The 23,911-nt window shown below is 65.0% G+C and carries 21 protein-coding genes; 10 read left to right on the top strand and 11 right to left on the bottom strand.

The window, feature by feature from the left end:
- From pruA to ACZI8W_RS20565, 3 genes are all read right to left on the bottom strand, one after another.
- Window positions 1-1,629 (bottom strand): L-glutamate gamma-semialdehyde dehydrogenase, encoded by a 1,629-nt coding sequence (gene pruA / locus ACZI8W_RS20575; protein ID WP_463370358.1) that lies wholly within the window; start codon window positions 1,627-1,629, stop codon window positions 1-3.
- 129 nt (window positions 1,630-1,758) lie between these two features.
- Entirely contained in the window at window positions 1,759-2,487 is a 729-nt protein-coding gene (locus ACZI8W_RS20570; protein ID WP_463370357.1) for a FadR/GntR family transcriptional regulator, read from the bottom strand.
- Window positions 2,488-2,517: 30 nt separating this feature from the next.
- Window positions 2,518-3,438 carry a LysR family transcriptional regulator gene (locus tag ACZI8W_RS20565; RefSeq protein ID WP_463370356.1) on the bottom strand — a complete coding sequence of 307 codons (921 nt, stop codon included), beginning with the start codon at window positions 3,436-3,438 and terminating at the stop codon, window positions 2,518-2,520.
- A 122-nt stretch (window positions 3,439-3,560) separates the two neighbouring features.
- On the opposite strand from ACZI8W_RS20565, the gene ACZI8W_RS20560 reads away from it, so the two are divergent.
- From ACZI8W_RS20560 to ACZI8W_RS20520, 9 genes are all read left to right on the top strand, one after another.
- Window positions 3,561-4,319, top strand: coding sequence for an enoyl-CoA hydratase-related protein (locus ACZI8W_RS20560; protein WP_463370355.1), 759 nt, complete (start codon window positions 3,561-3,563; stop codon window positions 4,317-4,319).
- Between the two features lie 38 nt (window positions 4,320-4,357).
- On the top strand, window positions 4,358-5,806 hold the full coding sequence (locus ACZI8W_RS20555; protein WP_463370354.1) for a class I adenylate-forming enzyme family protein: 1,449 nt from the start codon (window positions 4,358-4,360) through the stop codon (window positions 5,804-5,806).
- A 17-nt stretch (window positions 5,807-5,823) separates the two neighbouring features.
- Window positions 5,824-6,999 carry a pyridoxal phosphate-dependent aminotransferase gene (locus ACZI8W_RS20550; RefSeq protein ID WP_463370353.1) on the top strand — a complete coding sequence of 392 codons (1,176 nt, stop codon included), beginning with the start codon at window positions 5,824-5,826 and terminating at the stop codon, window positions 6,997-6,999.
- The gene (locus tag ACZI8W_RS20545) at window positions 6,996-8,273 is read left to right on the top strand and encodes a Glu/Leu/Phe/Val family dehydrogenase (RefSeq protein WP_463370352.1); all 1,278 of its coding nucleotides are present in this window, start codon (window positions 6,996-6,998) and stop codon (window positions 8,271-8,273) included. The genes ACZI8W_RS20550 and ACZI8W_RS20545 overlap by 4 nt, the downstream gene beginning before the upstream one ends.
- A 98-nt stretch (window positions 8,274-8,371) precedes the next feature.
- Window positions 8,372-9,508: an acyl-CoA dehydrogenase family protein gene (locus ACZI8W_RS20540; RefSeq protein WP_463370351.1), complete on the top strand. Its 1,137-nt coding sequence runs from the start codon at window positions 8,372-8,374 to the stop codon at window positions 9,506-9,508.
- Window positions 9,509-9,540: 32 nt separating this feature from the next.
- Window positions 9,541-10,410, top strand: a complete 870-nt coding sequence (locus ACZI8W_RS20535) for an amidohydrolase family protein (RefSeq protein WP_463370350.1) — start codon at window positions 9,541-9,543, stop codon at window positions 10,408-10,410.
- Between the two features lie 112 nt (window positions 10,411-10,522).
- Complete coding sequence (locus ACZI8W_RS20530) at window positions 10,523-11,326, top strand: NAD(P)H-dependent oxidoreductase (protein WP_463370349.1); 804 nt, start codon at window positions 10,523-10,525, stop codon at window positions 11,324-11,326.
- Window positions 11,327-11,333: 7 nt separating this feature from the next.
- Entirely contained in the window at window positions 11,334-11,780 is a 447-nt protein-coding gene (locus ACZI8W_RS20525) for a VOC family protein (RefSeq protein ID WP_463370348.1), read from the top strand.
- Entirely contained in the window at window positions 11,767-12,732 is a 966-nt protein-coding gene (locus tag ACZI8W_RS20520) for a DMT family transporter (protein ID WP_463370347.1), read from the top strand. The genes ACZI8W_RS20525 and ACZI8W_RS20520 overlap by 14 nt, the downstream gene beginning before the upstream one ends.
- A 713-nt stretch (window positions 12,733-13,445) precedes the next feature.
- Here the strand turns inward: ACZI8W_RS20520 and ACZI8W_RS20515 are convergent.
- From ACZI8W_RS20515 to infC, 7 genes are all read right to left on the bottom strand, one after another.
- On the bottom strand, window positions 13,446-13,853 hold the full coding sequence (locus tag ACZI8W_RS20515) for a RidA family protein (protein ID WP_463370346.1): 408 nt from the start codon (window positions 13,851-13,853) through the stop codon (window positions 13,446-13,448).
- A 424-nt stretch (window positions 13,854-14,277) separates the two neighbouring features.
- Window positions 14,278-16,761: a phenylalanine--tRNA ligase subunit beta gene (gene pheT, locus ACZI8W_RS20510; RefSeq protein WP_463370345.1), complete on the bottom strand. Its 2,484-nt coding sequence runs from the start codon at window positions 16,759-16,761 to the stop codon at window positions 14,278-14,280.
- A gap of 44 nt (window positions 16,762-16,805) precedes the next feature.
- On the bottom strand, window positions 16,806-17,876 hold the full coding sequence (gene pheS / locus ACZI8W_RS20505) for a phenylalanine--tRNA ligase subunit alpha (protein ID WP_463370344.1): 1,071 nt from the start codon (window positions 17,874-17,876) through the stop codon (window positions 16,806-16,808).
- 86 nt (window positions 17,877-17,962) lie between these two features.
- Entirely contained in the window at window positions 17,963-18,769 is an 807-nt protein-coding gene (locus ACZI8W_RS20500) for a TrmH family RNA methyltransferase (protein WP_463370343.1), read from the bottom strand.
- 38 nt (window positions 18,770-18,807) lie between these two features.
- A complete protein-coding gene (gene rplT, locus ACZI8W_RS20495) occupies window positions 18,808-19,188 on the bottom strand; it encodes a 50S ribosomal protein L20 (RefSeq protein WP_132474587.1) in 381 nt (126 codons plus the stop codon).
- Between the two features lie 59 nt (window positions 19,189-19,247).
- The gene (rpmI, locus tag ACZI8W_RS20490; protein WP_463370342.1) at window positions 19,248-19,442 is read right to left on the bottom strand and encodes a 50S ribosomal protein L35; all 195 of its coding nucleotides are present in this window, start codon (window positions 19,440-19,442) and stop codon (window positions 19,248-19,250) included.
- A gap of 66 nt (window positions 19,443-19,508) precedes the next feature.
- Complete coding sequence (infC, locus tag ACZI8W_RS20485; RefSeq protein WP_463370341.1) at window positions 19,509-20,177, bottom strand: translation initiation factor IF-3; 669 nt, start codon at window positions 20,175-20,177, stop codon at window positions 19,509-19,511.
- A gap of 364 nt (window positions 20,178-20,541) precedes the next feature.
- On the opposite strand from infC, the gene ACZI8W_RS20480 reads away from it, so the two are divergent.
- Window positions 20,542-20,907, top strand: a complete 366-nt coding sequence (locus tag ACZI8W_RS20480; protein ID WP_463370340.1) for a DUF1844 domain-containing protein — start codon at window positions 20,542-20,544, stop codon at window positions 20,905-20,907.
- A 28-nt stretch (window positions 20,908-20,935) separates the two neighbouring features.
- Here the strand turns inward: ACZI8W_RS20480 and uvrA are convergent, their stop codons facing one another.
- On the bottom strand, window positions 20,936-23,884 hold the full coding sequence (gene uvrA / locus ACZI8W_RS20475) for an excinuclease ABC subunit UvrA (protein ID WP_463370339.1): 2,949 nt from the start codon (window positions 23,882-23,884) through the stop codon (window positions 20,936-20,938).
- Window positions 23,885-23,911 lie beyond the last annotated feature (27 nt).

The raw sequence follows: 23,911 nt of genomic DNA, 5'->3' as shown, positions 1-23,911 counted from the left end.
TTACTTCTCGAGGTGGGGGTAGCGGTAATCCGTAACACGAAGGTGGTTTTCCTTCGTCGCGCGGGGGCTGGCGAAACGGATCAGGTTCCACACGGTCCCGGCCTTGTCGTTGGTTCCCGATGCTCGGGCGCCGCCGAACGGTTGCTGGCCGACCACCGATCCGGTGGGCTTGTCATTGACGTAGAAGTTTCCCGCGGTGTAGCGCAGAGCGGCGTCGGCTTCCTCCACAGCCCGTCGGTCCTCGGCGAACACCGCCCCGGTGAGAGCGTATGCGGTGGACGTGTCGAGCAGACGCAGCACTTCACTCCAGTCGGAGTCCTCGTACACGTATGTGGTCAGGACCGGGGCGAAGATCTCTTCCGTAATGAGCGGCGAATGCGGGTCGGTAACCTCGAGAATGGTGGGGTCGACGAACCAGCCGACACTGTCGTCGGTGTTGCCGCCGACAACCACGGCCTTCTGCGCGCGTGCCTGCGCGAGAATCTCGGCGTGCTTGGCATGCTGACGTCCGTTGATGACGGCGCCGACGTACACCTCGGGGTCAGTGGGGTCACCGACCTTGATCTCTTCGGTCATGGCCACCAACCGGTCCTTCAAACGCGGCCAGAGGCTGCGCGGGACGTAGAGTCGGGACGCCGCCGAGCACTTCTGCCCCTGGAATTCGTACGCGCCGCGAATGCAGGCAACAGCCAGAGCGTCGAGGTCGGCGCTCGGGTGGGCCAGGATGAAGTCCTTGCCTCCGGTCTCACCCACGACACGCGGGTAGTTGCGGTAAGAGGCGACGTTCTGGCCTACCTGCTGCCACATGTGCTGGAAGGTGCCGGTCGAACCCGTGAAGTGGACGGCGGCGAGATGCTCGCTGTCGAGCGCGGTGGGACCGAGTTCACGGCCGTCACCGTAGACGACGTTGATGACACCGTCCGGCAGGCCGGCTTCACGCAGCAACTGCATGGACAGATGCGCAACGAGCGACGCGCTTTCAGCCGGCTTCCACACCACGGTGTTGCCCAACACCGCCGGGGCGAATGCCAGATTGTTCATACAGGTGAAGTTGAACGGTGTGACCGCAAAGACGAACCCTTCGAGCGGACGGTACTCGACCCGGTTCCAGGCTCCTGGCTGTGAACCCGGCTGGTTGCCGTACATCTCGACCATGTTCTTGACATTGGCGCGAAGGAAATCGATTGTTTCGCACGCGGCATCGATGTCCGCCTGATAGGTCGTCTTCGACAGCTCGAGCATCGTGGCGGCGTTGAGCTTGGCCCGCCACGGACCATGTTCAAGCATGTCTGCGGCCTTGAGGAAGGGCGCTGCCCGCTCCTCCCACGGCAGCGCAGCCCACCAGCGGGATGCGTCGAGGGACGCGTCGATTGCGGCTTGGACCTCGGCCGGCCCGGCCATGTCCAGTTCGCCGAGCTGTGTGGAGTGGTCGTGCGGGGTACGGATCTCCATCGTCTTTCCGGTACGAACCTCCTTTCCGGCGATCGTGCTTGCTACCTGGAAATCGGTGCCGCGGATCTCGTCGAGCGCGGTGGCGATCTCTGCGCGCTCGTCCGAGCCGGCAGCAAAGGAGTAGGGCGCGGTGGGGCCGATCGGAAAGAGTCCCGTACGGCCGGCAGGAATGTTCATCAATCGTCTCCAGAACCCGATAAGTGGTGGTCGATGGTCAGACCAACGCTGCCATACGTGTCCGGAGTGGGTCAACACACAGCCGATAACGTTCTGTTACGGCAGTCACCAATTACCCTTAACGGTGCACTACAAGCGCCATTGACGCAGATGCGCCGCCATGGCTTCGCGCGACCCCTCGCCGTCACGGGCGAGCACCTTCGTGAGCACGTCGATCATCTCGGCGCGAAGCAGCTCCGGGCGCCCCTTTCGGGGCTCGACCTTGGCAAAGCTGCGCGCGAGGGCGTCATGGATCCCCCGAGAGATCGCCACCCGGACGGCGTTGTGGGTCAACCTGGGTAGCAATTCGTGCACAGCCAGGTCGAGAGCCCGTACACGCTCCCAATCGGACGCGGAGGCAGTGCCCGATTCACGGACCTCGTCGAGGATGCTCTGCAGTTGGGCCAATTCGTCGTCGCTCGCACGGCGGGCCGCCAGCTCGGCATTCTCCTGCTCGAAGTCGATGCGATATTCGGTCAGGTCCTCCTCCGAGACCGACTCGAAAGCCAGAAGCATCGCCAACGCCGACCCCATCAGGCCAGGATCCGGCGGGCTGAAGAACGCACCCCCCGCACCCCCGACGCGGATACGGACAAGCCCGTGAGCCTCGAGCGTGCGCAACGCCTCACGCACAGTCGTGCGGCTCACCACGAGCAACCGAGCCAACTCACGTTCGCTCGGGAGCTTCTGGCCGGGCTCCACCTCCCCCGTCAACAGAATCTCCCGCAGCTTGACGACAACGTCGTCCACCGAGGTTGTGCGGACAGCAGGGGTGAGCAGCGCTTCGAAGTCGGCACCGAGGGAGGAGTCTGCGGACATGGCGTATGTGTATCACAGGACCATTTCGGCCTACCCCCGGCGAATACGACCACGCTTGGTCGCGGCCCGGAGATAGCCGAGCAGCTCGTGAGCGAGCGGCACATGGTCCGACGTAGACGACAGGACAGCACGAATCTCCCGCATGAGTGCGCGCGTCGGGGGACGTGAGATCACCGTCGTGCGGTGATGGATCGCCGACTGCGGAACCAACGCACAAGCCACCCCGGCATCGACGAGAGCCTGAGCGACGTCGTACGACTCGGTCTGGAACGGCACACGGGGCACGAATCCACACTCGGCCGCATTGTCGTCGAGCTGCACCCGGGACGGCCGTCCCGGCGGACCGCTCACCCAGTCGTCCTCGGCAAGATCCCGAAGGTCGACCGGGGCGCCCGGCTCCACAGCGAGTCGGTGATCATCCGGGAAGAGGACCTCGATGGGGTCGCTGGCCAAATGATGGGAAGTCACTCGATCATCGGCCACCACATCGACGTAATCCGCACACAAGGCGAGATCGAGCCGATCGGAGGCCACGAGCTCGACACCGGCATCCGACATCACGTCAACCACCGACAACTCCGCATCCGGATGGCGATAGCGGATCGCCGCGATCGCGTCCATCAGCATGATGATCGACAACGACGGCGGCGCACCGACACGTAAACGGTTGGTGTGCTCACCCAGATACTCGGCAGTGCTTTGCTCGGCCGCGTCGAGTTCGCGCAGGATTCGCACGCCGTGCCCGGCGAGCAGAGTGCCCAGCCCGGTCAGGCGCGCGCCGCGGGCTCCGCGCTCCACACAGGTCGCACCGACCTCCTTCTCGAGGCGCGAGAGCTGCTGCGAGACAGCCGGCGCGCTGATCCCGAGAACAACAGCCGCACGTGCCAGCGAACCCGTTCGCTCGATCTCGGTGAGAAGAGCCAATTGGGAAGACGTCAAACGCGGAGACATAAGGAAATCTTACGACTGAGGGCCACCGGAATGCCATTCCCTTATTAAAGATCGACTTGCACGATGGGAATCGCAGGTCGGCGAATTCGGATCGACCACACGACGCACACGAAAGGTCCACCGTGACTTCGGATCTCCTCGCACACACACAGGTGCGCCTCGACGTCCGCGACGGATGCGCGTGGCTCATTCTCGACGGCGCAGCCACGAAGAACGCACTGGACGCAGCCAGCGCCGCCGAGATCGTCGCAGCCTGCGAACGAATCGACACCGATCCATCGATCGGCATCGCGGTCATCACGGGCGTCGACGGATCGTTCTGTTCCGGTGCAGCGCGCGAGGTTCTGTCCGGCCTCCACGGAGCAGCCGCAGACACGGTGTACGACACCCTCGACAGCCTCTACTCTGCATTCGCGAGGGTCGGCGCATTGCAGGTACCCACTCTCGCTTGCGTCGACGGACCCGCAGTGGGAGCCGGGGTCAATCTCGCGATGGCCTGCGACATCCGCGTCGCCTCGACCCGAGCGCTCTTCGTCTCCGGGTTCGCCGCAGTCGGCATCCATCCCGGCGGCGGTCACTTCCACCTGATCGATCGCGTCGCGGGCCGTCAAACGGCGGCCGCTATGGGACTGTTCGCCGAACCGGTGTCGGCGCCACGAGCCGAGGAAATCGGTCTGACCTGGGGCACCGTCGATCCCGCCGAGCTGGAGGGCACCGTCGAGCGACTGACCCGACCGCTCCGCGCCGACCCGGGCCTCGCCCGCCGCGCGAAGTCGTCCCTTGCCCTCACCACGAGCGCCGGCGACCCGTGGGCGCGCGCCACCGAGGTCGAGCGATCACGGCAGATGTGGTCGTTGACCCGAGAGAAGCCCACCCGATGACGATTCCCACGCCCCAGTCCGGAGGAGACCGAGACACGATGAGTATCACCAATCTGGCCCAGTTGCTCGTGCAGCGCTCCCTGGAACGACCCGACCTTCGTGTCGGTGCCGTCGACGACCAGATCACCCTGACCGATGCACTGCATTCTGCGGCATCCGGCGCGCAGATGCTCGAGGATCTGGGTGTGCGGAGGGACGACCGCATCGCTCTCGTCGCGAACAACTCCACCGACTACATGCTCGTGTGGATGGCGTGTCTGCTGGCCGGGACACCGGTGGCCCTGGTCAATCCCACCTACCCGCCCGAACTTCTGGCCGAAATGCTCGGCCGTCTCGACCCCGCGGTCGTGTTCACCGACCTCGAGACGATCCCGACGCATCTGCGTACCCTGCCCCTGACGTCCGTGCGGAACTGTCCGGCGAGCGCTCCGGAGAGCTGCCCGGGCCTCGATGCCGCACCGTCGGATCTCGCGTCGTTCATGCACACGTCCGGCACGACCGGCGTTCCGAAGTTCTGCGCGCAGACGCACGAATACTTCCTCAGGCTCGGCGCCGCGATGGCGGAGGCGTTGACCTTACGCTCCGACGACCGGATGCTTGCACCTCTCCCGTTGTTCCACATCAATCCGCTGGGTTACGGGATCATCGGTGCACTGTGGGCAGGAGCCGATGCGCTCACCGTCGGGAGGTTCTCGGCCCGCGGATTCTGGCCTACGGTCCGCGAGCACGGTGTGACAGCGCTTGCGTTGCATGCGCCTCCGGTGGAGATTCTCAAGCGTACGACGACGGCGGACGATGCCGGCGTGCACGGCGTGCGCACGATGTTCTATGCCGATGGCGAATTCATGCACCGCTTCGGTATCCCGGCCGCGGTATCCGGTTACGGTTCCACTGAGGCCGCCGGTGTCAGCCACCTGCATCGGTGGTCCATCACCGATGACATTCCGGCGAACGCGAGCCGCTTCGGTGGCCTGACTCGACGCGACGTCGAGGACCGGCTGGACGACGACGGCCAGATCTTCGTGCGGGAGAGGCAGGCGAACACCCTTTTCGCCGGCTATTTCCGCGACGGTGCCATCGAGCCGAACCGCGACGACGACGGCTGGTTCGCTACCGGCGATCTCGGGCGACGGAACGAGGCCGGCGGTCTCGTCTTCCTCGAGCGCGCCGCCGAAAGTATCCGCGTCAAGGGAGAGTTCGTTCCCATCCCCTACGTCGAAGAACGCCTTGGCACGATTGATACCCTCGCCGATCTTGCACTGTGGAAGAAGCCGGGTGAACTCGTCGACGACGACGTCGTCCTCTATGTCGTCGCCGACACCGTCCCGGTCGATTCGATTCGCGAGGCGGTGGCCGATCTTCCGTCGTTCATGCGCCCGGCACACGTTGCCCGAGTGGCAACGATTCCGCGTGATGCGGCGGCAGGCAAGGTCCAGCGCCGACTACTTCACCAGCAGCAGGTCCTCTCCTGGACCTCGATGTCCTGAATCGAAAGAGAACCGGTATGTCTGATCTCACCGCCACTGTCCCCGCGAACCTGCGGATCGGTGACCGCCCCGCACGCATCATGGCCGGCTCGCGCCGTCCTGAATCGCTCGGTTCGGTACCTGCAGGTGCCGTCTCGCTTGCGATGGGTGAGCCGTTCTTCACCTCCCCGCCTTCGGTGATCGAGACCGCGGTCGACTCGGTCCGCGCCGGAAACACCCGCTACGAGGCTCTGACCGGATCACCTCGGCTGCGCGAGGCGCTGGCAGCTGATCTGACCGACCGGACAGCAGGCGCGTTCACCGCCCAGGAGATTGTGCCCACACACGGCGCCAGCGCCGGCCTGGCCGCCACGATCCTCGCGCTGGTCGACCCGGGCGACCGTGTAGTGATCCCCGAACCCACCTACTCGCTCTACGCCGATCACGTCGCGATGGCCGGCGGTATTGTCGAGTGGGTTCCCACCCGAGCCGACGGGTCGCTGGATCTCGACCGGCTCGCCCAGCTGATCCCGGGCGCCCGGATGACCATCCTGTGCAACCCGGGTAACCCCTCGGGGCGAGTCCTGTCCGCGAACGATGTCCGTGCCGTCGGGGCACTCGCGGCCGAGGCCGGGGGGTTGGTCCTCAGCGACGAGGCATACTGCGACATCGTCTTCGATGATCTGCAGTTCTTCTCGGCACTGGATATGGCCGATATCGCCGAGCATGTGATCGTCGCCCGCACGTTCTCCAAGTCCTACGCCATGACCGGCTGGCGGCTCGGTCACGTGATCGCCCCGGCACCCATCGCGGCGTCGATCAATCTGGTTCACCGTTCCGTCAACGGTGCCTTGAACTCGTTCGTCCAAGAGGCCGGTCTGGCCGCGCTGGCCCTGCCCGACACCTACTACCGCGACATGGTCGCACAGTACGTGCAGCGTCGGGATCTCGTCGTGGATCGGCTCGCCGGGATCGACGGTGTCGACCTCGCACATCCGCAAGGCGCGTTCTACGCCTTCCCGCGAGTGCGCACACCCTTGTCCTCTGACGAGTTGGTATCGCGCATGGCCGCTGCCGGTGTGCTCGTGCGCTCCGGGCGTGAATACGGCCCGTCTGGGGAAGGCCACTTCCGCATCTCCTTCGCCACCGACATGGCGAGTCTGACCGAAGGCATGAACCGTGTCGTATCCGTACTGACAGAGGAAATCAGATGAGCACCACAACCGACGTCACATCGACGAGCCGCCCCAATCCGCTGCGCGGGGCGCACACCCAGTTGGCAGATGCCGTTGCACTACTCGGCTACGACGAGGGCGTGTACACGATGCTTGCCACCCCGCGGCGAGAAATGACCGTGAGCGTTCCGCTGCGCCGCGACGACGGATCGGTCGAAACGTTCCTCGGCTACCGCGTCCAGCACAACCTTTCCCGCGGCCCGGCCAAGGGTGGTCTGCGGTTCAGCGCCGGTGTCGACCTCGACGAGGTGCGGGCACTGGCGATGTGGATGACGTGGAAGTGTGCGCTCGCCGATGTGCCTTACGGCGGCGCGAAAGGCGGCGTGGCCTTCGACCCCGCCCAATACTCACGCGACGAAATCCAGCGCGTGACCCGTCGCTACACCAGCGAGATCATGCCGATCATCGGCCCCACGCAGGACATTCCGGCCCCGGATATCGGCACCGACGAGCAGGTGATGGCCTGGATGATGGACACCTACTCCGTCGGGCAAGGCTACACCGTGCTCGGCACGGTGACCGGAAAACCGATCTCCCTGGGTGGTTCGCTCGGACGTGCGAGCGCCACCTCCTGCGGCGTCGTGCACATCGCTCTCGCAGCGATGGCCCACCGAGGCATCGAGGTGTCTGGTAGCACTGCCGCAGTCCAAGGGTTCGGTAAGGTCGGCCGCGACGCAGCGCGTTTCCTGCACGAAGCCGGCGTCCGGGTGGTCGCGGTCAGCGATCAGTTCGGTGCCATTGCCGCCACCAACGGCCTCGACGTCCCGGCCCTCTTGCTCCACGTCGACGCAACCGGATCGGTGGTCGGCTTTCCGGGCGCGGATGCACTCCCCCACCGGGACGACCTTCTGTACGTCGAGGTCGATGTGCTCGTGCCGGCCGCTGTCGAGGGAGTAATCAACGAGGCGAACGCGCACCGGATCCAGGCCCGTCTCATCGTGGAGGGCGCCAACGGCCCTACTACGCCGGGAGCAGACGAAATCCTGCTGCAGCGCGACCGATTCGTTGTTCCCGACATTCTGGCCAATGTCGGCGGAGTGATCGTCTCGTACTTCGAATGGGTGCAGGCGAACCAGGCGTACTGGTGGACCCGCGACGAGATCGAGAACCGCCTGCGTGAGCGTATGCACCGTGCGTGGACCAACGTGATCGAGTACGCCGAGAGCAAGGACGTCTCACTTCGATCCGCAGCCACCGCGATGGCGGTGGAAGCTGTCACACGCGCACATCTGATGCGGGGTCTATACCCCTAGCACACCCGCGGCGGGGCCGGCACGCGTGTCGGCTCCACCACCTATGCACCGCCGACGCGGGACACCTCCCGCCAGGCATCGAGGAAGGTCGACGAATCATGAATTTCTGGCGCTACCTGGTCGATGAACAAGTTGCCGCTCCCGCCCGCCGGTTCACCGATGAAGTGATCCGGCCCGTAGCCGACCGGATCGACCACGAGGACATCTATCCCGTGGATCTGGTCGAGCAGACCGCGAAGATGGGGTGGAACGCCATGACCCTGCCCACCCGGTACGAGGGCGGCGGGGAAACGATGGAAAACGCTCTCGGGGTGATCGAGGAACTCGGCGCCGGCAGCGCAAGCCTGGGTGTTTCGCTCATCACCATTCTGCAGAGCAGCAAGATCATCGAACTCTACGGCAACGACAGCTTGAAGGAGCGCGTCCTTCCCCGCTACGCCGAAGGTCTGCGCGCGTCCTACGCCCTGACCGAGCGCGGGCACGGCAGCGACATCCGCACCCTCGACACGAAGGCCCACGGCAACGAACGCGACGGGTGGGTGCTCAACGGCGAGAAGGCGTTCATCACGTCCGGATCGCGCGCGGAATTCTTCGTCGTCCTGGCCGAAACCCCGATAGGGGTCTCGACATTCGCCGTCGACCGCGACACCCCCGGCGTGAGCACACGACAGACACGCGAAGCTCAGACGTTCGGGCTGCGCAACGGACCCCACGTCAACCTCGTTCTCGAGGACGTCGAAATTCCGGGCGATGCGCTCATCGGCGTCGAAGGCAAGGGACTCAAGCAGGCCCTCGTGACCCTGTCGAACAGCCGCACTCTCGCGGCCGGCATTTCCCTCGGCATCGCCCGAGCCGCGTTCGACGACGCGTTCGCGTACGTGAGTCAGCGACCGGCGTTCGGTGGGAACGTGATCGACTTCCAAGGTATCCAGTGGTATTTCGCGCAAGCCGCCGCCGAGATCGATGCAGCTCGGCTTGTGACCTACCAGGCAGCTCGCGACCTGGATTCCGGAGGCGACTATCAGCGTTCGTCATCGGCAGCCAAACTGCTCGCCGCGGAACTCGCCACCAAGGTCGCGAGCATGGCAGTGCAGGTGTGCGGAGCCACCGGGACCCAAGAAACATCCCCATTCGGGCGCTACTTCCGCGACGCCAAGGCCTACGAGGTCGCCGGCGGCTCGACCGAGGTCCTCAAGAACACGATCGCCAAGAGCTTGATCAAAGCGGCCGGCTGATACCGGGCCGCAGACCGAGAAACGGAACTGACATGGATTTCGGAGCCGACAAGATCAACCAGGTGTGCCCCCATCCGGACCCCACGCCGCGGGCGCCGCGCCGGTTCACGTTGCCGGAGAGCGCGGTCGACACCCACGCGCACGTGGTAGGGCACCAGTTCGTCCCCGAGCGCAGCTACACACCGCCGCCAGCCCCGGGCGAGCAGTACCTGTCGATGCTCGACGCCGTGGGATTCACCCATGGTGTGCTCGTGCAGATCAGCGTGCACGGCACCGACAACGAAGTGATGCTCGACGTCGTCGCGGCGAACCGTGACCGGCTACGTGCGGTGGCCGTGGCCCCACCCGATGTCGACGATCGCACTCTGGCACGGCTGCAAGAGTCCGGTGTAGTCGGCCTGCGGTTGAACACGCTCTCCGGTGGCGGTATCGGGCTCGGGCAACTCGCGCGGTACGACGCGATCTGCGCCGAAATGGGATGGCACCTGCAATTCCTTACCAACACGACGCATCTTGCTGCGGCTAGTGCGCAGCTGCGGGATCTGACGGTGCCGTACGTGGTCGATCACATGGGAGATTTCGATGTCGAGCGCGGCGTGGACGCCCCCGAATGGAAACTGTTCGTCGAGTTGATGGCGAACGGGGCATGGACGAAACTGTCCGGTGCTTTCCGGATGTCCGCGACCGACGACTATCGCGATACGATCCCGTTCGCTCGGAGCCTTGTCGAGGCTGCGCCGGATCGGTGCGTGTGGGGCTCGGACTGGCCCCACGTGGGCTTCTGGGGAGACATGCCCAACGTCGGCACACTGCTGGATCTGCTGCCGGACTGGGCACCTGACCCCGCGATCCGGGACGCGATCCTCACGGCGAACCCCCACCATCTATACGGATTCAACTGAACACACACGCACTTGACCGGAACGCGACACCTGTGCCACGGTTGGTCTGACCATCAACCACGTTGGCGTCGCACCTCGCTCACAAGCCGCACCTCGCTCAGAAAGGTAGAAGATGCGAGCACTCGTGGTCGTTGCTCACCCCGATCCCCGATCGTTCTGCGGAGCGCTGAAGAACGCCGCAGTCACGGCGCTGACCGAACAGGGCTACGAAGTCGATGTGACCGACCTATATGCGATGAACTGGCGCGCCGAGCTCGGTGCTGAAGACTTCCCGGGCGACCGCGCCGACACCGGGTATCTGGATCTGTCGCGTGAACAGGAACACGCATTCGCGGAAGGCTCGCAACCGAGCGACATCGCGGACGAACAGGCCAAGGTCGCCGCGGCCGACCTCGTGGTCTTCCACTTTCCGATGTGGTGGTTCTCGATGCCGGCGATCCTCAAGGGGTGGGTCGACCGAGTGTTCAGCCGCGGATTCGCATATTCGGCCGGCCGCAAATACAGCAGGGGCCACTTCCTCGGCAAGAAGGCGATGGTCTGCGTGACCACCGGTACCGCCTCGACGCTGTACGAACCCCACGGCATCGACGGTGACCTTCTCCACGTCCTGTGGCCGATCCACAACGGGATCCTCGCATATACCGGATTCGCGGTCCTTCCACCGTTCGCCGCGTGGATGCCGGGCCGGGTCGACGCCACCGAGCGCGAACGTTACCTCGCCGAGTACGCACAGCGGCTGAAATCGATCGGCGACACCGAACCCCTCTTCTTCCACCCCTTCGAAGACTACGACGAAACCCAACGGCTCAAGCCCGGCGTCAAAGCCATGTCCGGAGTCCAGTGGAATTCGTCAGCCGAACAAACCTTCGAACAAGCAGCACAGGAATACAACCAGCGTCGCGACACAAGGAAGTGAGAGACCCATGAACAGTGAGTTCCAGACCTTGCACCACGTGTGCATCGTGGTGCACGACATGGACCGAGCCGTCACATACTACGAGTCGCTCGGCATCGGACCGTGGCACCCTTTTCCTTCCCTCGAACCGTTCCGCTCTGGCCTCCTCACCCCGGACGTCGAGGACTTCATGCAACTCGAATACCGGTACACGACTATCGGCAACGTCCAACTGCAGCTGTGTCATCCGCCCGAAGGCAACACACTGCAGCGCCGCTTCCTCGACGAGCACGGCGAAGGGGTCTTCCACCTGGGATTCTCGGTCGAGGATCTCGACCACTCCGAAGCGGAGATCACAGCGGCAGGACCCCACCCCAAACTCCGCGGTCGCGCCCCCAACGGGGCAGGCTTCACCTACTTCGACACCGACACTGCTGGTGCCGGTGTCACTCTGCAGATTCGTGCTTCGACATAGGCGGTCGTCCCAGGTATTGCGGCGAAGCCCGCCCACACTGCAGCTCAGCGCGGGTGCAGTAGCCCTCGGCTCATCGGGCATCTTCATCGCCCTGGCGTCGGTATCGACAGCGACGAACATCTTCATCCGATTCCTCATCGCCGTCCCCATCCTTGCCCTCCTCGCCTGGCGGGAGTACCGGCTCAAAGGCGCACTACCGCCGAGGATCATCGCCGTACAACTGTTCGCCGGTCTCCTGCTCGGGGTCGACATGGCTGCATGGGCCGAATCCGTCGCTTTGGTCGGGGCCGGCGTCTCCAGCGTCCTGGTCAACATTCAGGTGGTCGTAGCGCCCTTACTCGGCCTGTGCATCCTGCGACAACGCCCATCGAAGACGTACCTACTCGCCGTGCCGTTCCTGCTCCTCGGTGTGGGCTTGGCGAGCGGCGTCGCCCAACCCGACGGTGACTTCGACACGATCGTCCGAGGTTCGGTGTTCGCGCTGATTGCGGGACTGTCCTACGGAATGTACGTATTCGCCGTCGGAGCATGGTGCCCCCGTGGCCGAGCATCGTCACAGGTCTTCTACTCGTCACTCATCGCATGGGCTAGCGGACTGGCACTCTCGCTGGCGTGGGGACCGATCGATTTCTTCCCCGGCTGGGCGGCTGTTGGGTGGCTCGCCGCGCTGGCACTCGTCTGTCAGGTCGCCGGATGGATTCTCGTCGGGGCATCGTTGCCACTTCTCAGCCCGGGAGTCGGGGCGACGATCCTGATGCTGCAACCGGTGCTCGCCGTCGTCCTCGGAGTGGTGATCCTCGGAGAACGACTCACGCCGCTGCAAATACTGGGTGTCGTCATCGTCGTCGTCGCGATCCGCGCAGTCGCCACGTCATCCACAGCACCTGCACCGGTGCTCTCCGAGAACGTGGAGACAGCAGACTCGCACGCTGCTCTTCGACCCCCCACATAGTTCCGCGCCCGGTCGTCGGTTACGTCACCGATGAGCCGGGCGCCGCTCACCTCACTTCATACACCACAGGACGGAAGCGCCAGTTCGGGCGAGGACAACTCCTCAGAACGGTCGTGTGTCGCTGCCATCGCCTTCCGGAACACACCTCCGAGATCGAAGCGCTGAAAACCTCGACCGCGGCCGCGGTGGTACCGCTGGGCGAGGCCACGGCTTCCCTCAGATCCGCAAACGGCGATCCGTCCGTTGCACACGCACTGTTGATCTTCCAGCTACACCCGAACGGCTTCACCAACCAGGATCTGCGCACCCTCACCAACGAGCTGCGCAGACTTGATCCGGGATAGCGTCCACCGGGCCAGATGACTGACAACCTACGGAAGTTCACGACGCGTAGCCGAACACCCAAATTGTGGGCATCTAGGCTACCGACCACAGCCTCGACATCAAAATACCTTCCTGCATCCACGGCGCATTCTCCGCACGAGACTGGCCCGCCCCTACACAACCACTCCGGGCCGACGCCGGTCAACTGCCACGGCGAACCGCGATCAGATCGAAACTCCCACTGCAGCAGCACAATTTGCAGTCACGTAACGCGTCTACCTAGAAGCCGTGCGGCAGCGGACATCCCACCGCCAAAGGGACTGCACCATTCCGAGTGGTTGACCCACACGCCACAAAATTGACTTCACCCGGCTTCGCCCCGAGCGTTTCTAACTCAGTACCGCGATCGCCTGTACTTCGAGCACTGCCCCGCCAATCAGGAGACCCGAGATGACCGACGCTCGAGCTGGGCGATGGTCGCCGAACTCCTCAACCCAAGCCTTGTTGAACCCCGCGGCCTGCTCCGTCGAGGTCAGAAAGACCGTTGCCGATACGATCTTGTCGAGTTCCGATCCGGCTTCCCGCAGCACTCGTCGCATCCGGTCGATCGTTGCCTTGCATTGTGTGTAGGCGTCACCAGGGGCGATGACCTGATTGTTCTCGTCGAGGGCCACCTGCCCAGCCAAAAAGACGAATCCATTCGCCACTACGGCCTGCGAGTACGGATGCACTGCAGGGCCGAAGGACTGCGGATTGATGGTTTCGATCGTCATTGCTGAGTTGATCCCTTCGGTCATGGCGGATGCCTTGAAGTCCGTGGAACTTCGGTCGTGCCCCTTTCAGATTCAGGCGACGCTAACCGGTCATTGTGCACAACCGCGGCCTCCTGGTCGAGCGCGGCGCACAATTCTGGCAGGTGAAGGCGACCCTGCCCCTCCGGAACTTCTTTCTGCCGCAACCACAACTACCCGGAGAAACATTGATTCCGGATCCGAACGCATCGGATCCATCGCTCAACATTATACCGGCGGTGACAGCCGAATTAGGGCGCGGCAGCGAAGTAGCCGAATAGCGCCATTCACAGCAGGCAGGGCGGATTCATGGCCCTCGACACTTCTCTCGCTTATCGCCTACCGAATCGGACGATCCGATCTTCTACAACCAGCCGAAGCGACGACCGACCGCGTGTTGCACAACGCGCCGAACGTGGTCGACCACCGATTACCGTCGCAGTTCGGCTCCCACGGAGGATGCCGCAGCGACGGCGGAATCGCGCGCAGCACTCGCCTCGTCCTCGGTGAGGGTGCGATCGTACGCGCGGAATCGCAGCGCGAACGCAAGCGATTTGCGTCCCTCGCCCACCTGTGCGCCCGTGAAGACGTCGAACAAACGGATGTCCTCGAGCAACTCCCCCCCACCGCTACGCAGGGCCGCTTCCACTCGCGCAGCAGGAACCTCGTCGGACACCACGACCGCGACGTCCTGCAGGACGGCCGGGAAGGGTGACACGACCGGCGCGGGCAGCAGCTCCACGATCGGCAGCGCATCGAGGTTCAGTTCGAAGGCGCATGTCCGCGCGGGCAATCCGGCACGTTCCAGAACGGCCGGATGGAGCTCGCCGGCATGGCCGACGACGACACCGTCGACCAGCAGCTCCGCACAGCGACCCGGGTGCCACGGCAAGTACTGCGCCGCGCGACGCTCGAGCTGCACACCCGCGGCCCGGGCGATGGTCTCGGCTGCGGCGAACGCATCGGCGGCTTCTGCCGCCCGGCCCGAACCCCACGGGCCGGCAGGTTCCCGCTGGCCCGATAACACACCGCCGATGTGCACGGGTTGCTCGGGCAGGGACCGTTCGAGCAGGGCGATCTCATCATCGGTGGGGCGCCGGTCGACGGGCAGCGCAGCGACCGAGGTGGTCTCGGGGCCGGGATGCACAACTTGCGCGATCGAGAAGAGCGCCACGTCGCGCTGTCCGCGCGAGACGTTGCGGGAGAGGACTTCGAGCAGTCCCGGCAGCAGCGTCGTCGCCAACTCCGGCCGATCGGATTCGAGCGGGTTGAGCACCCTGGTGGTGATGCGGCGTGGGTCGTCTGCATCGAGCGCCCACGTATCGAACACGCCGGCGGGCAGGAATACCGGGGCGAGGACTTCGATGTAGCCGTCAGCGGCGAGCGCTCGGCCCACCGAACGGCGGCGACGTTGCCCCGGAGTCAGTCCTCGACCGGCCGGTGCGGCCGGGACAACCGACGGGATCTGTTCGAGCCCCTCGAGACGGAGGACCTCTTCGACGAGATCCGCGGGCTGACGCAGGTCCGGACGCCACGACGGGGGCGTGACGACGAGCTGACCCTTCCCGTCGTTGCCGACACCGATCTCGACAGCACATCCGATCTGTGTGAGGCGGCGGGCGGCGGTGCCGTTCGGGTAGCTGACACCGGCCGTACGGTCGGGCAGGTCGATGTCCATGTGGATCGAGACGGTCTCGGTGGGCACCGAGATGTCGGTCAGAGTTGGTTCGACGCGGCCGCCGGCGATCGAGATGAGCAGTGACGCCGCACGGTCGAGCGCCGCAAGCGCAACTTCCGGATCGACGGTGCGCTCGAAACGCTTGCCGGCCTCACTGCTGAGCTTGTGCCTGCGGTTGCTGCGGAACACTGCGAGCGGATCCCAGGTGGCGGCTTCGAGGAGGATGTCTGTGGTGTCGTCACCGACCTCGGTGGTGGCGCCACCCATGATTCCGGCGAGGGAGATGACACCGCTGTCGTCGGTGATGACCACGTCCTCGGGGTCCAGGTCTCGTTCCACACCGTCGAGAGTGGTGAGCTTCTCACCCGCTGTGGCACGCCGGATGACGATCTCGCCCTGCAGGGTGGTGGCGTCGAAGGCGTGCAGTGGCTGGCCGAGTTCGAGCATCACGTAATTGGTGACGTCCACGGCCGGGGAGATCGGGCGAACCCCGGCGGTGTGCAGTCGACGCTGCATCCACCATGGCGTGACCGCGCCAGGGTCGGTGCCGGTGATCTTGCGCGCCGCGAACCGTGTGGCGCCGGTCTCCGGTTCGAGCCGGATCGGGTGGGCGTCCCCCCCGTCGGACGGCAGCGACGGGATCTGTGCCGGGTCGATGAACTCGAGATCGAAACCGCACGCGAGCTCACGAGTGAGGCCACGCAGCGAGAAGCAGTAGCCACGGTCGGGCGTGATGTTGAGTTCGATGACCGTGTCGCCGAGTCCGAGCAGGTCGTTCGCGTCATCGCCGGGCTCACCGGAGCCGGGTTCCAGAACGAGGATGCCGGAATGGTCCTTGCCGATGCCGAGTTCGGCGACCGAGCAGATCATTCCGTCGGACACCTGCCCATACGTCTTGCGTGACGCGATAGTGAAGCCACCGGGTAGCACGGCGCCGGGCAGTGCAGCCACGATGAGGTCGCCCTCAGCGAAGTTGCGAGCACCGCACACGATGCCGCGGGGCGCGTCCTCGCCGACATCGACGTGGCAGAATCTGATGGGTTTCTTGAATCCCTCGAGTTCGGTGATCTCCGCGACACGACCGACGACGAGGTGGTCGACTCGTTCGAGGGTCTCGATGTCCTCGACCTCGAGACCGACCTTGACGAAGCCCTCGTCGAGCTCCTCCGGGGTGACGTTCCACTCGGGGGTGGCGCGCTGCAGGATTTCCGTCAGCCAGGATTGCGCTACTCGCACGTGAATTCAGCTCTCTCGTTCGATGTCGGTCACGGGTCAGGGCGTCAGCCCTGCACCCCGAAGGGAAGAGTGAAGCGGATATCGCCTTCGACGATGTCGCGCATGTCCGGGATGCCGTTGCGGAACTGCAGAGTGCGTTCGAGGCCCATGCCGAACGCGAATCCGCCGTACACGTCGGGGTCGATGCCGCTCGCGCGGAGCACATTGGGGTTGACCATGCCGCAGCCGCCCCACTCTACCCAGCCTGCGCCGCCCTTCTTGTTCGGGAACCACACGTCGACCTCGGCGGACGGTTCGGTGAACGGGAAGTAGTTCGGTCGAATCCGGGTGGTGGTTTCGGGCCCGAACAGGGCGCGAGCGAATGCGTCGAGGGTGCCCTTGAGGTGCGCCATGGTCAGGCCTTTGTCGACCGCGAGTCCCTCGATCTGCGAGAACACCGGGGTGTGTGTGGCGTCGAGTTCGTCGGTGCGGAAGGTACGGCCTGGGCACACCACGTAGATCGGAATGTCGCGGCTGAGCATGGTACGAACCTGCACCGGGGAGGTGTGGGTGCGCAGTACCTGCCGGGAGCCCTCGGGTGCGATGTGGAAGGTGTCCTGCATCGTCCGGGCGGGGTGGTCGGGTAGGAAGTTCAGGGCGTCGAAGTTGTAGTGCTCGGTTTCGACTTCCGGCCCCTCGGCGATCTCCCAGCCCATCGCGATGAATACGTCGGAGACCTGCTCGGAGATGATGGTGATGGGGTGCCGCGCACCGAGCGCGCGACGGGTCGCGGGCAGGGTCACGTCGATCGATTCGGCGACGAGAACCGCGGCATCGCGCTGCGCCAGCAGCTCTTCGCGGCGCGCGTCGAAGGCGGCCTGCACTGCGATGCGGTGCGCGTTGACGCGCTTCCCGGCGTCGGCCCGTTCGGGGCCGGGAAGGGATCCGAGGGCACGCTTCGCAAGCGAGATAGGTGCCTTGTCCCCGAGGTGCGCGATCTTCGCCTGGGCGAGTTCGTCGAGGTCGCGGGCCGCACCGAATCCTTCGAGGGCGGTCTTCTCTGCCGCGGCGAGAGAGTCCTCGGTCAGCGCTTGGGGATCGACTGCCGGCGGGGTGCCGCCCTCTTTCTTGGCCACGACCGGTGCAACTCCTTCTTCGGGCGAACGGTTCTTCGTCGGTGGGTGAAGCCGGTGCAGCGGGGCCGCACCGTAGAAATCCTAGGTTAAGCGCGTGGCGACCGATGCTGCACCCGGGCACTGGCGTACATGCAGATCGCCGCGGCGGTTGCCAGGTTGAGCGATTCGGCACGACCGCGGATCGGGATGCGGACCCGGTGGTCGGCGCGGGCGACCACCTCGGGAGGTAGTCCGTGGGCTTCGCTGCCGAACAGCCAGGCGGTCGGTCCTGCGAGCAGGTCGTCGGCGTCGTCGAGGTCGATTTCACCGTCAGCCGCGGTTGCGAGGAGACGAACGCCGGCGTCGGCTACGGCATCGAGCACCCGGGTGGTGTCGCGTTCCCGCACGAGCGGCAGATGGAACACGCTGCCTGCGGAAGCGCGCACGCACTTCCCGTTGTGGGGGTCGACGCTGTTGCCGGCAAGGATCACCGCGTCGGCACCGACGGCGTCGGCGACGCGGATGACAGTGCCTGCGTTGCCGGGCTCCCCCATCTCGACCGGGATCGCGAGCAGCAGCGACCTGGGGCCGATCGCCGAACCGAGCGGCACGTCGAGGGTGTCGCATACTGCGACGAGCCCTGGCGGAGTGACGGTGTCGGATAATCGTTCGGCGGCGCGATCGGTGACGAATCCGACGCGGATGCCCTGGTGTTGTGCGGTGGCAACGAGGTCTCGGTAGCGCTCGGCTGCGTGTTCGGTGACGAACACGTCGTGGACGACCCCGGCTACGAGTGCCTCTGTGACCGAGTTCTCGCCTTCCGCGAGGAAGCGTCCCGTCTTGCGACGTTCAGCGGCGCGGAGCAGTTTGACAGCAGAAACGACCCGTGGGGTGCGCTCGGTGAGCGGATCCACGGGCCGTTCCTGTGCTGGATTCTCGTTCAGCGTCGCGCTCAGGCAGCCGGAGCGTTGACGTCGGCAGGCAGCGCAGCCTTCGCAACGGCCACCAGGCCGGCGAATGCCTCGGCGTCGGAGACGGCGATTTCCGCGAGGTTCTTGCGGTCGACCTCGACACCGGCGGCCTTGAGGCCTTGGATGAACCGGTTGTAGGTGATGTCGTTCGCACGAGCCGCGGCATTGATACGGGTGATCCACAGCTTGCGGAAGTCGCCCTTGCGTGCGCGACGGTCGCGGTAGGCGTAGGTCAGCGAGTGAAGCTGCTGTTCCTTGGCCTTGCGGTACAGACGCGAGCGCTGCCCGCGGTAGCCCTTGGAGGCCTCGAGAATCGAACGGCGCTTCTTCTGGGCGTTGACGGCCCTCTTCACGCGTGCCACTGGTATGTCCTGTCAGGTTCGGGGGGCTACTCGGCCCCCGGGATAATCGGTCGGGAAGCTCAGATGTCGAGCAGGCGCTTGATGCGCGGTGCGTCGGCGTCGGCGACGACGGCCTTGCCGTCGAGGCGACGCGTCACGCGCGAGGACTTGTGCTCGAGCAGGTGGCGGCGACCGGCCTTCTGGCGCAGGATCTTTCCGCTACCGGACACCTTGAATCGCTTCGCGGTGCCGCTGTGGGTCTTCGACTTGGGCATGGAGTCCTCAGTTCTTGTCGTGGATACGTCGGTGCTCGCGCAGCACCGGATGTGCTGCCGGAGCGGCTAGCTGGTCTGTGCCTCTCCCGACTGGTTCGGTTGCTCCGGCGCCGCTGGTGCTGCGGGGGCAGGCCGGGAAGACTTGGCCGGAGCGGCATGCGCGGCTTCTTGCGCCTTGGCGCGTGTTTTCGCGCCCTTGTGCGGGGCCAGGACCATCGTCATGTTGCGGCCGTCCTGCTTCGCGGACGTCTCGATGAAGCCCAGGTCGGCGACATCGGCGCCGAGACGCTGCAACAGACGGAATCCGAGTTCGGGGCGCGACTGCTCACGACCACGGAACATGATGGTCACTTTGACCTTCGAGCCGGCCTCGAGGAAGCGAACCACGTTCTTTTTCTTGGTCTCGTAGTCGTGGTCGTCGATCTTGGGACGGAGCTTCTGCTCCTTGATCACGGTCAGTTGCTGGTTCTTGCGCGATTCGCGCGCCTTCTGCGCGGCTTCGTACTTGAACTTGCCGTAGTCCATGATCTTGCAGACCGGTGGGCGGGCGTCAGGGGCCACCTCGACGAGGTCGAGGTCGGCTTCGATGGCCAGGCGGAGTGCATCTTCGACACGCACGATTCCGACCTGTTCACCACCTGGTCCGACGAGTCGGACCTCGGGAACACGGATGCGCTCGTTGATGCGGGTCTCAGCGCTGATGGGGCCTCCTAGGTAGAAATGCGATGTGGTCATTCTGACCGCACCGCAGCACGCGGGGCCCGGCGATTCCTCGACGAAAAAACCCCGCTGCCGTGCTGATGCACTTGGCGGGGTCCGTACCGACCGGTCGACGCGCCGCGGTATCACCGCGACAACGATTCCACGCCCCAGGTGGGGCATGAAATCTTCGAGCGCCGTAGCGTTCGAAGGACCGGACCACTGCGCCGTTGAACTGCGCGGCCAGAGGTGGGAGTCGGACTCCACTTGCTGCCCGCACGGATGCGCGCGGGCGGTCGTGTCGTCGAGTTTAGCAAAAGATGCACGTCGACGCCGAATCACTGCCCAGAGGCCCTACCCGGGAAGCGAGGTCCGTTGCGCTGGTGGGATCCTCGAGGACATGACCGACAACACCGACACGCCCGACAACACCGACCTGACCGCGGAGGTCCGCGACCTCGCTGACATTCCGGCCGTCGAGGTGATCAGCCGCGCTGCGGTGATGCTGATGAGTTCCGCGGCGGAGAAGCTCGGCCTGTCCGACGACAACCCCGACGCGAGCGAACGTCTCGACCTCGACGAGGCACGTCGCGTAATCACCGCACTCGCCGGGCTGGTCACCGCCTCGGTGGAGTACCTCGGCCCCCATGCCGGTCCGATCCGTGAGGGTCTGCAGGCACTGCAGAAGGCATTTCGCGAAGCATCCTCGGTACCCGATTCACCCGGGCAGGGCCCGGGCGAAAAGTACACCGGTCCGGTCTACTGACGATCTGCGGGTGTCTCGTCCCGCCTGCTCAGACGGTGGCAGCCTTCTTCCTCGGCGCACGTTTACGGGCGGGGCGAGCGGTCTCCCTCTCAGCGGTATTGCCGTTCGGGGCCAGCGCGGACTCTGCGAGTGTTTCCGCCAGGAATCGGCCGGTGTAACTGCGCTCGACCGCCGCGACCTCCTCGGGGGTGCCTTCCGCAACCACGGTGCCGCCACCCGATCCACCTTCCGGGCCCAGGTCGATGACCCAGTCCGATGTCTTGATCACATCTAGATTGTGTTCGATGACGACGACCGTGTTGCCCTTGTCGACGAGCCCGTTGATGACTCCGAGCAGCTTCCGGATGTCGTCGAAGTGCAGTCCGGTCGTCGGTTCGTCGAGGATGTAGGCGGTACGTCCGTTGGAACGCTTCTGCAGTTCGGCGGCGAGCTTGACGCGCTGCGCCTCACCACCGGACAGCGTCGTCGCGGGCTGGCCCAGGCGGACGTACCCGAGACCCACCTCGACGAGGGTGGCGAGGTAGCGGTGGATCGAGGTCACGGGTTGGAAGAACTCTGCGGCCTCCTCGATCGACATGTCGAGCACTTCGGCGATCGTTTTGCCTTTGTAATGCACCTCGAGTGTCTCCCGGTTGTATCGGGCACCATGACACACCTCACACGGCACGTATACGTCGGGCAGGAAATTCATCTCGATCCTGAGAGTGCCATCGCCCGAACACGCTTCGCAGCGACCGCCCTTGACGTTGAACGAGAAACGTCCTGGCTGGTAACCACGGACTTTGGCCTCGGTGGTCGCGGCGAAGAGGGTGCGGATCTTGTCGAACACCCCGGTGTAGGTCGCGGGGTTCGACCGCGGTGTCCGTCCGATGGGCGACTGATCGACCTGCACGAGTTTGTCGAGCTGATCGAGACCGTTGATGCGGGTGTGCCGGCCGGGCACTTGCCGCGCGCGGTTGAGCTTGTTGGCCATCACCGTCGCGAGGATCTCGTTGACGAGCGTCGACTTGCCCGAGCCCGACACACCGGTCACACAGGTGAGTACCCCGAGCGGGAATGCGACGTCGATGTCGCTGAGGTTGTTCTCCCGGGCACCGATCACGGTGACCTGACGTTTCGGATCGACGGGCCGACGCACGAGCGGAACCGGGATCGTCTCGCGACCCGACAGGAACGCTCCGGTGATCGATTCGGAATTGTCGAGAAGCCCTTTGTAGGTACCGCTGTGGACGACGTGCCCGCCGTGCTCTCCGGCGCGGGGGCCGATGTCGACCACCCAGTCTGATGCACGGATGGTGTCCTCGTCGTGTTCGACGACGATCAGGGTGTTCCCGAGATCGCGTAGCCGGGTGAGGGTGTCGATCAACCGGCGGTTGTCGCGTTGATGCAGACCGATCGACGGCTCGTCGAGTACGTAGAGGACTCCGACGAGACCCGAACCGATCTGGGTGGCGAGCCGGATACGTTGGGCTTCACCACCGGACAGGGTAGCGGCCGCGCGGGCGAGGGTGAGGTAATCCAGGCCCACGTCGAGCAGGAAGCCGAGCCGCGCCTGCACTTCCTTGAGGACCTGACCGGCGATCGCTGCTTCCCGGGGGCCGAGAGTGAGGCTGTTCAGGAAGTCGGCGCACTCGGCGATCGACAACTCGCACACCTCGGCGATCGACTTCGCGCCGCGGTCGCCTGCGGTGATCGTGACCGCCAGGATCTCGGGGCGTAGTCGGGTGCCGTTGCACGTCGGGCACGGGATGTCGCGCATGTACCCGTCGTAGCGTTCCTTCATCTGCTCCGACTCGGTTTGTTCCATGCGACGATGCAGGAACGGCATGACGCCCTCGAACTCCGCGTAGTAGGAGCGGACCCGGCCATAGCGGTTCTTGTACCGGACGTGCACCTGTTCGGTGCTGCCTTCGAGCACGGCCTTGCGGACCTTCGCGGGCAGCTTCTTCCACGGGGTGTCGATGTCGAAGCCCATCACGTCGGCCAATCCGGTGAGCAGCCGGGTGAAGTACTCGGAACTCTGCCCCATCGACCACGGCGCGATCGCACCCTCGGCGAGGCTGCGGTCGGGGTCGGGTACCACCAGGTCGGTGTCGACTTCTTTGCGTACGCCCAGGCCGGCGCAGTCGGGGCACGCACCGTACGGCGAGTTGAACGAGAACGAGCGCGGCTCGAGGTCGTCGATCGCGAGGGGGTGTGCGTTCGGGCAGGCCAGGGTTTCGGAGAATCGTCGTTCGCGATCGGAGGCGTTCTCGTCGCGGTCGACGAAATCGAGGACGACAATCCCTTCGGCGAGGCGCAGCGCCGTTTCGACGGAATCGGTCAGGCGTTGCTTGGCGGAGGACTTCACCGCCAGGCGGTCGACGACCACCTCGATGTCGTGCTTCTCCTGCTTCTTGAGCTTCGGTGGCTTCGAGAGCGGGTAGACAACTCCGTCTACCCGTACACGGGCGTATCCCTGCACGGTGAGGTGCTCGAACAGGTCGACGAACTCGCCCTTCCTGGTCCGCACCACGGGTGCGAGGATCTGGAAGCGGAGGCCTTCTTCCATGTCGAGAACCTGGTCGACGATCTGTTGCGGTGACTGGCGTGCGATCTTCTCGCCGCATACGGGACAGTGCGGCGCGCCGGCGCGCGCATACAGCAGACGGAGATAGTCGTAGACCTCGGTGATGGTGCCGACGGTCGAGCGCGGGTTCCGGTTCGTCGATTTCTGGTCGATCGACACTGCCGGCGACAGCCCCTCGATGAAGTCGACGTCGGGTTTGTCCATCTGACCGAGGAACTGCCGCGCGTAGGCAGACAGCGACTCGACGTAGCGACGCTGACCTTCGGCGAAGATCGTGTCGAAGGCAAGACTCGATTTGCCGGATCCGGAGAGGCCGGTGAACACGATCAGGCTGTCGCGCGGCAAATCCAAGTCGACACCGCGCAGGTTGTGCTCGCGCGCCCCTCGTACGATCAGGCGATCCGCCACGCCAGTTCCTTCCTCGTCGACAAGGCC

The sequence above is a fragment of the Rhodococcus ruitaii genome (assembly GCF_055230935.1).
Note: the sequence above shows the minus strand (reverse complement) of the source record. Positions and strands in the feature narration are given on the sequence as shown.

Excerpts from the sequence above, each read along its gene's own strand:
- rpmI (WP_463370342.1), bottom strand. The coding sequence starts at position 19,442 with ATGCCCAAGTCGAAGACCCACAGCGGCACCGCGAAGCGATTCAAGGTG.
- pruA (WP_463370358.1), bottom strand. The coding sequence starts at position 1,629 with ATGAACATTCCTGCCGGCCGTACGGGACTCTTTCCGATCGGCCCCACC.
- infC (WP_463370341.1), bottom strand. The coding sequence starts at position 20,177 with ATGACCACATCGCATTTCTACCTAGGAGGCCCCATCAGCGCTGAGACC.
- ACZI8W_RS20550 (WP_463370353.1), top strand. The coding sequence starts at position 5,824 with ATGTCTGATCTCACCGCCACTGTCCCCGCGAACCTGCGGATCGGTGAC.
- ACZI8W_RS20540 (WP_463370351.1), top strand. The coding sequence starts at position 8,372 with ATGAATTTCTGGCGCTACCTGGTCGATGAACAAGTTGCCGCTCCCGCC.
- ACZI8W_RS20530 (WP_463370349.1), top strand. The coding sequence starts at position 10,523 with ATGCGAGCACTCGTGGTCGTTGCTCACCCCGATCCCCGATCGTTCTGC.
- ACZI8W_RS20515 (WP_463370346.1), bottom strand. The coding sequence starts at position 13,853 with ATGACCGAAGGGATCAACTCAGCAATGACGATCGAAACCATCAATCCG.
- ACZI8W_RS20525 (WP_463370348.1), top strand. The coding sequence starts at position 11,334 with ATGAACAGTGAGTTCCAGACCTTGCACCACGTGTGCATCGTGGTGCAC.
- ACZI8W_RS20555 (WP_463370354.1), top strand. The coding sequence starts at position 4,358 with ATGAGTATCACCAATCTGGCCCAGTTGCTCGTGCAGCGCTCCCTGGAA.
- ACZI8W_RS20535 (WP_463370350.1), top strand. The coding sequence starts at position 9,541 with ATGGATTTCGGAGCCGACAAGATCAACCAGGTGTGCCCCCATCCGGAC.
- ACZI8W_RS20545 (WP_463370352.1), top strand. The coding sequence starts at position 6,996 with ATGAGCACCACAACCGACGTCACATCGACGAGCCGCCCCAATCCGCTG.
- ACZI8W_RS20565 (WP_463370356.1), bottom strand. The coding sequence starts at position 3,438 with ATGTCTCCGCGTTTGACGTCTTCCCAATTGGCTCTTCTCACCGAGATC.
- ACZI8W_RS20570 (WP_463370357.1), bottom strand. The coding sequence starts at position 2,487 with ATGTCCGCAGACTCCTCCCTCGGTGCCGACTTCGAAGCGCTGCTCACC.
- ACZI8W_RS20480 (WP_463370340.1), top strand. The coding sequence starts at position 20,542 with ATGACCGACAACACCGACACGCCCGACAACACCGACCTGACCGCGGAG.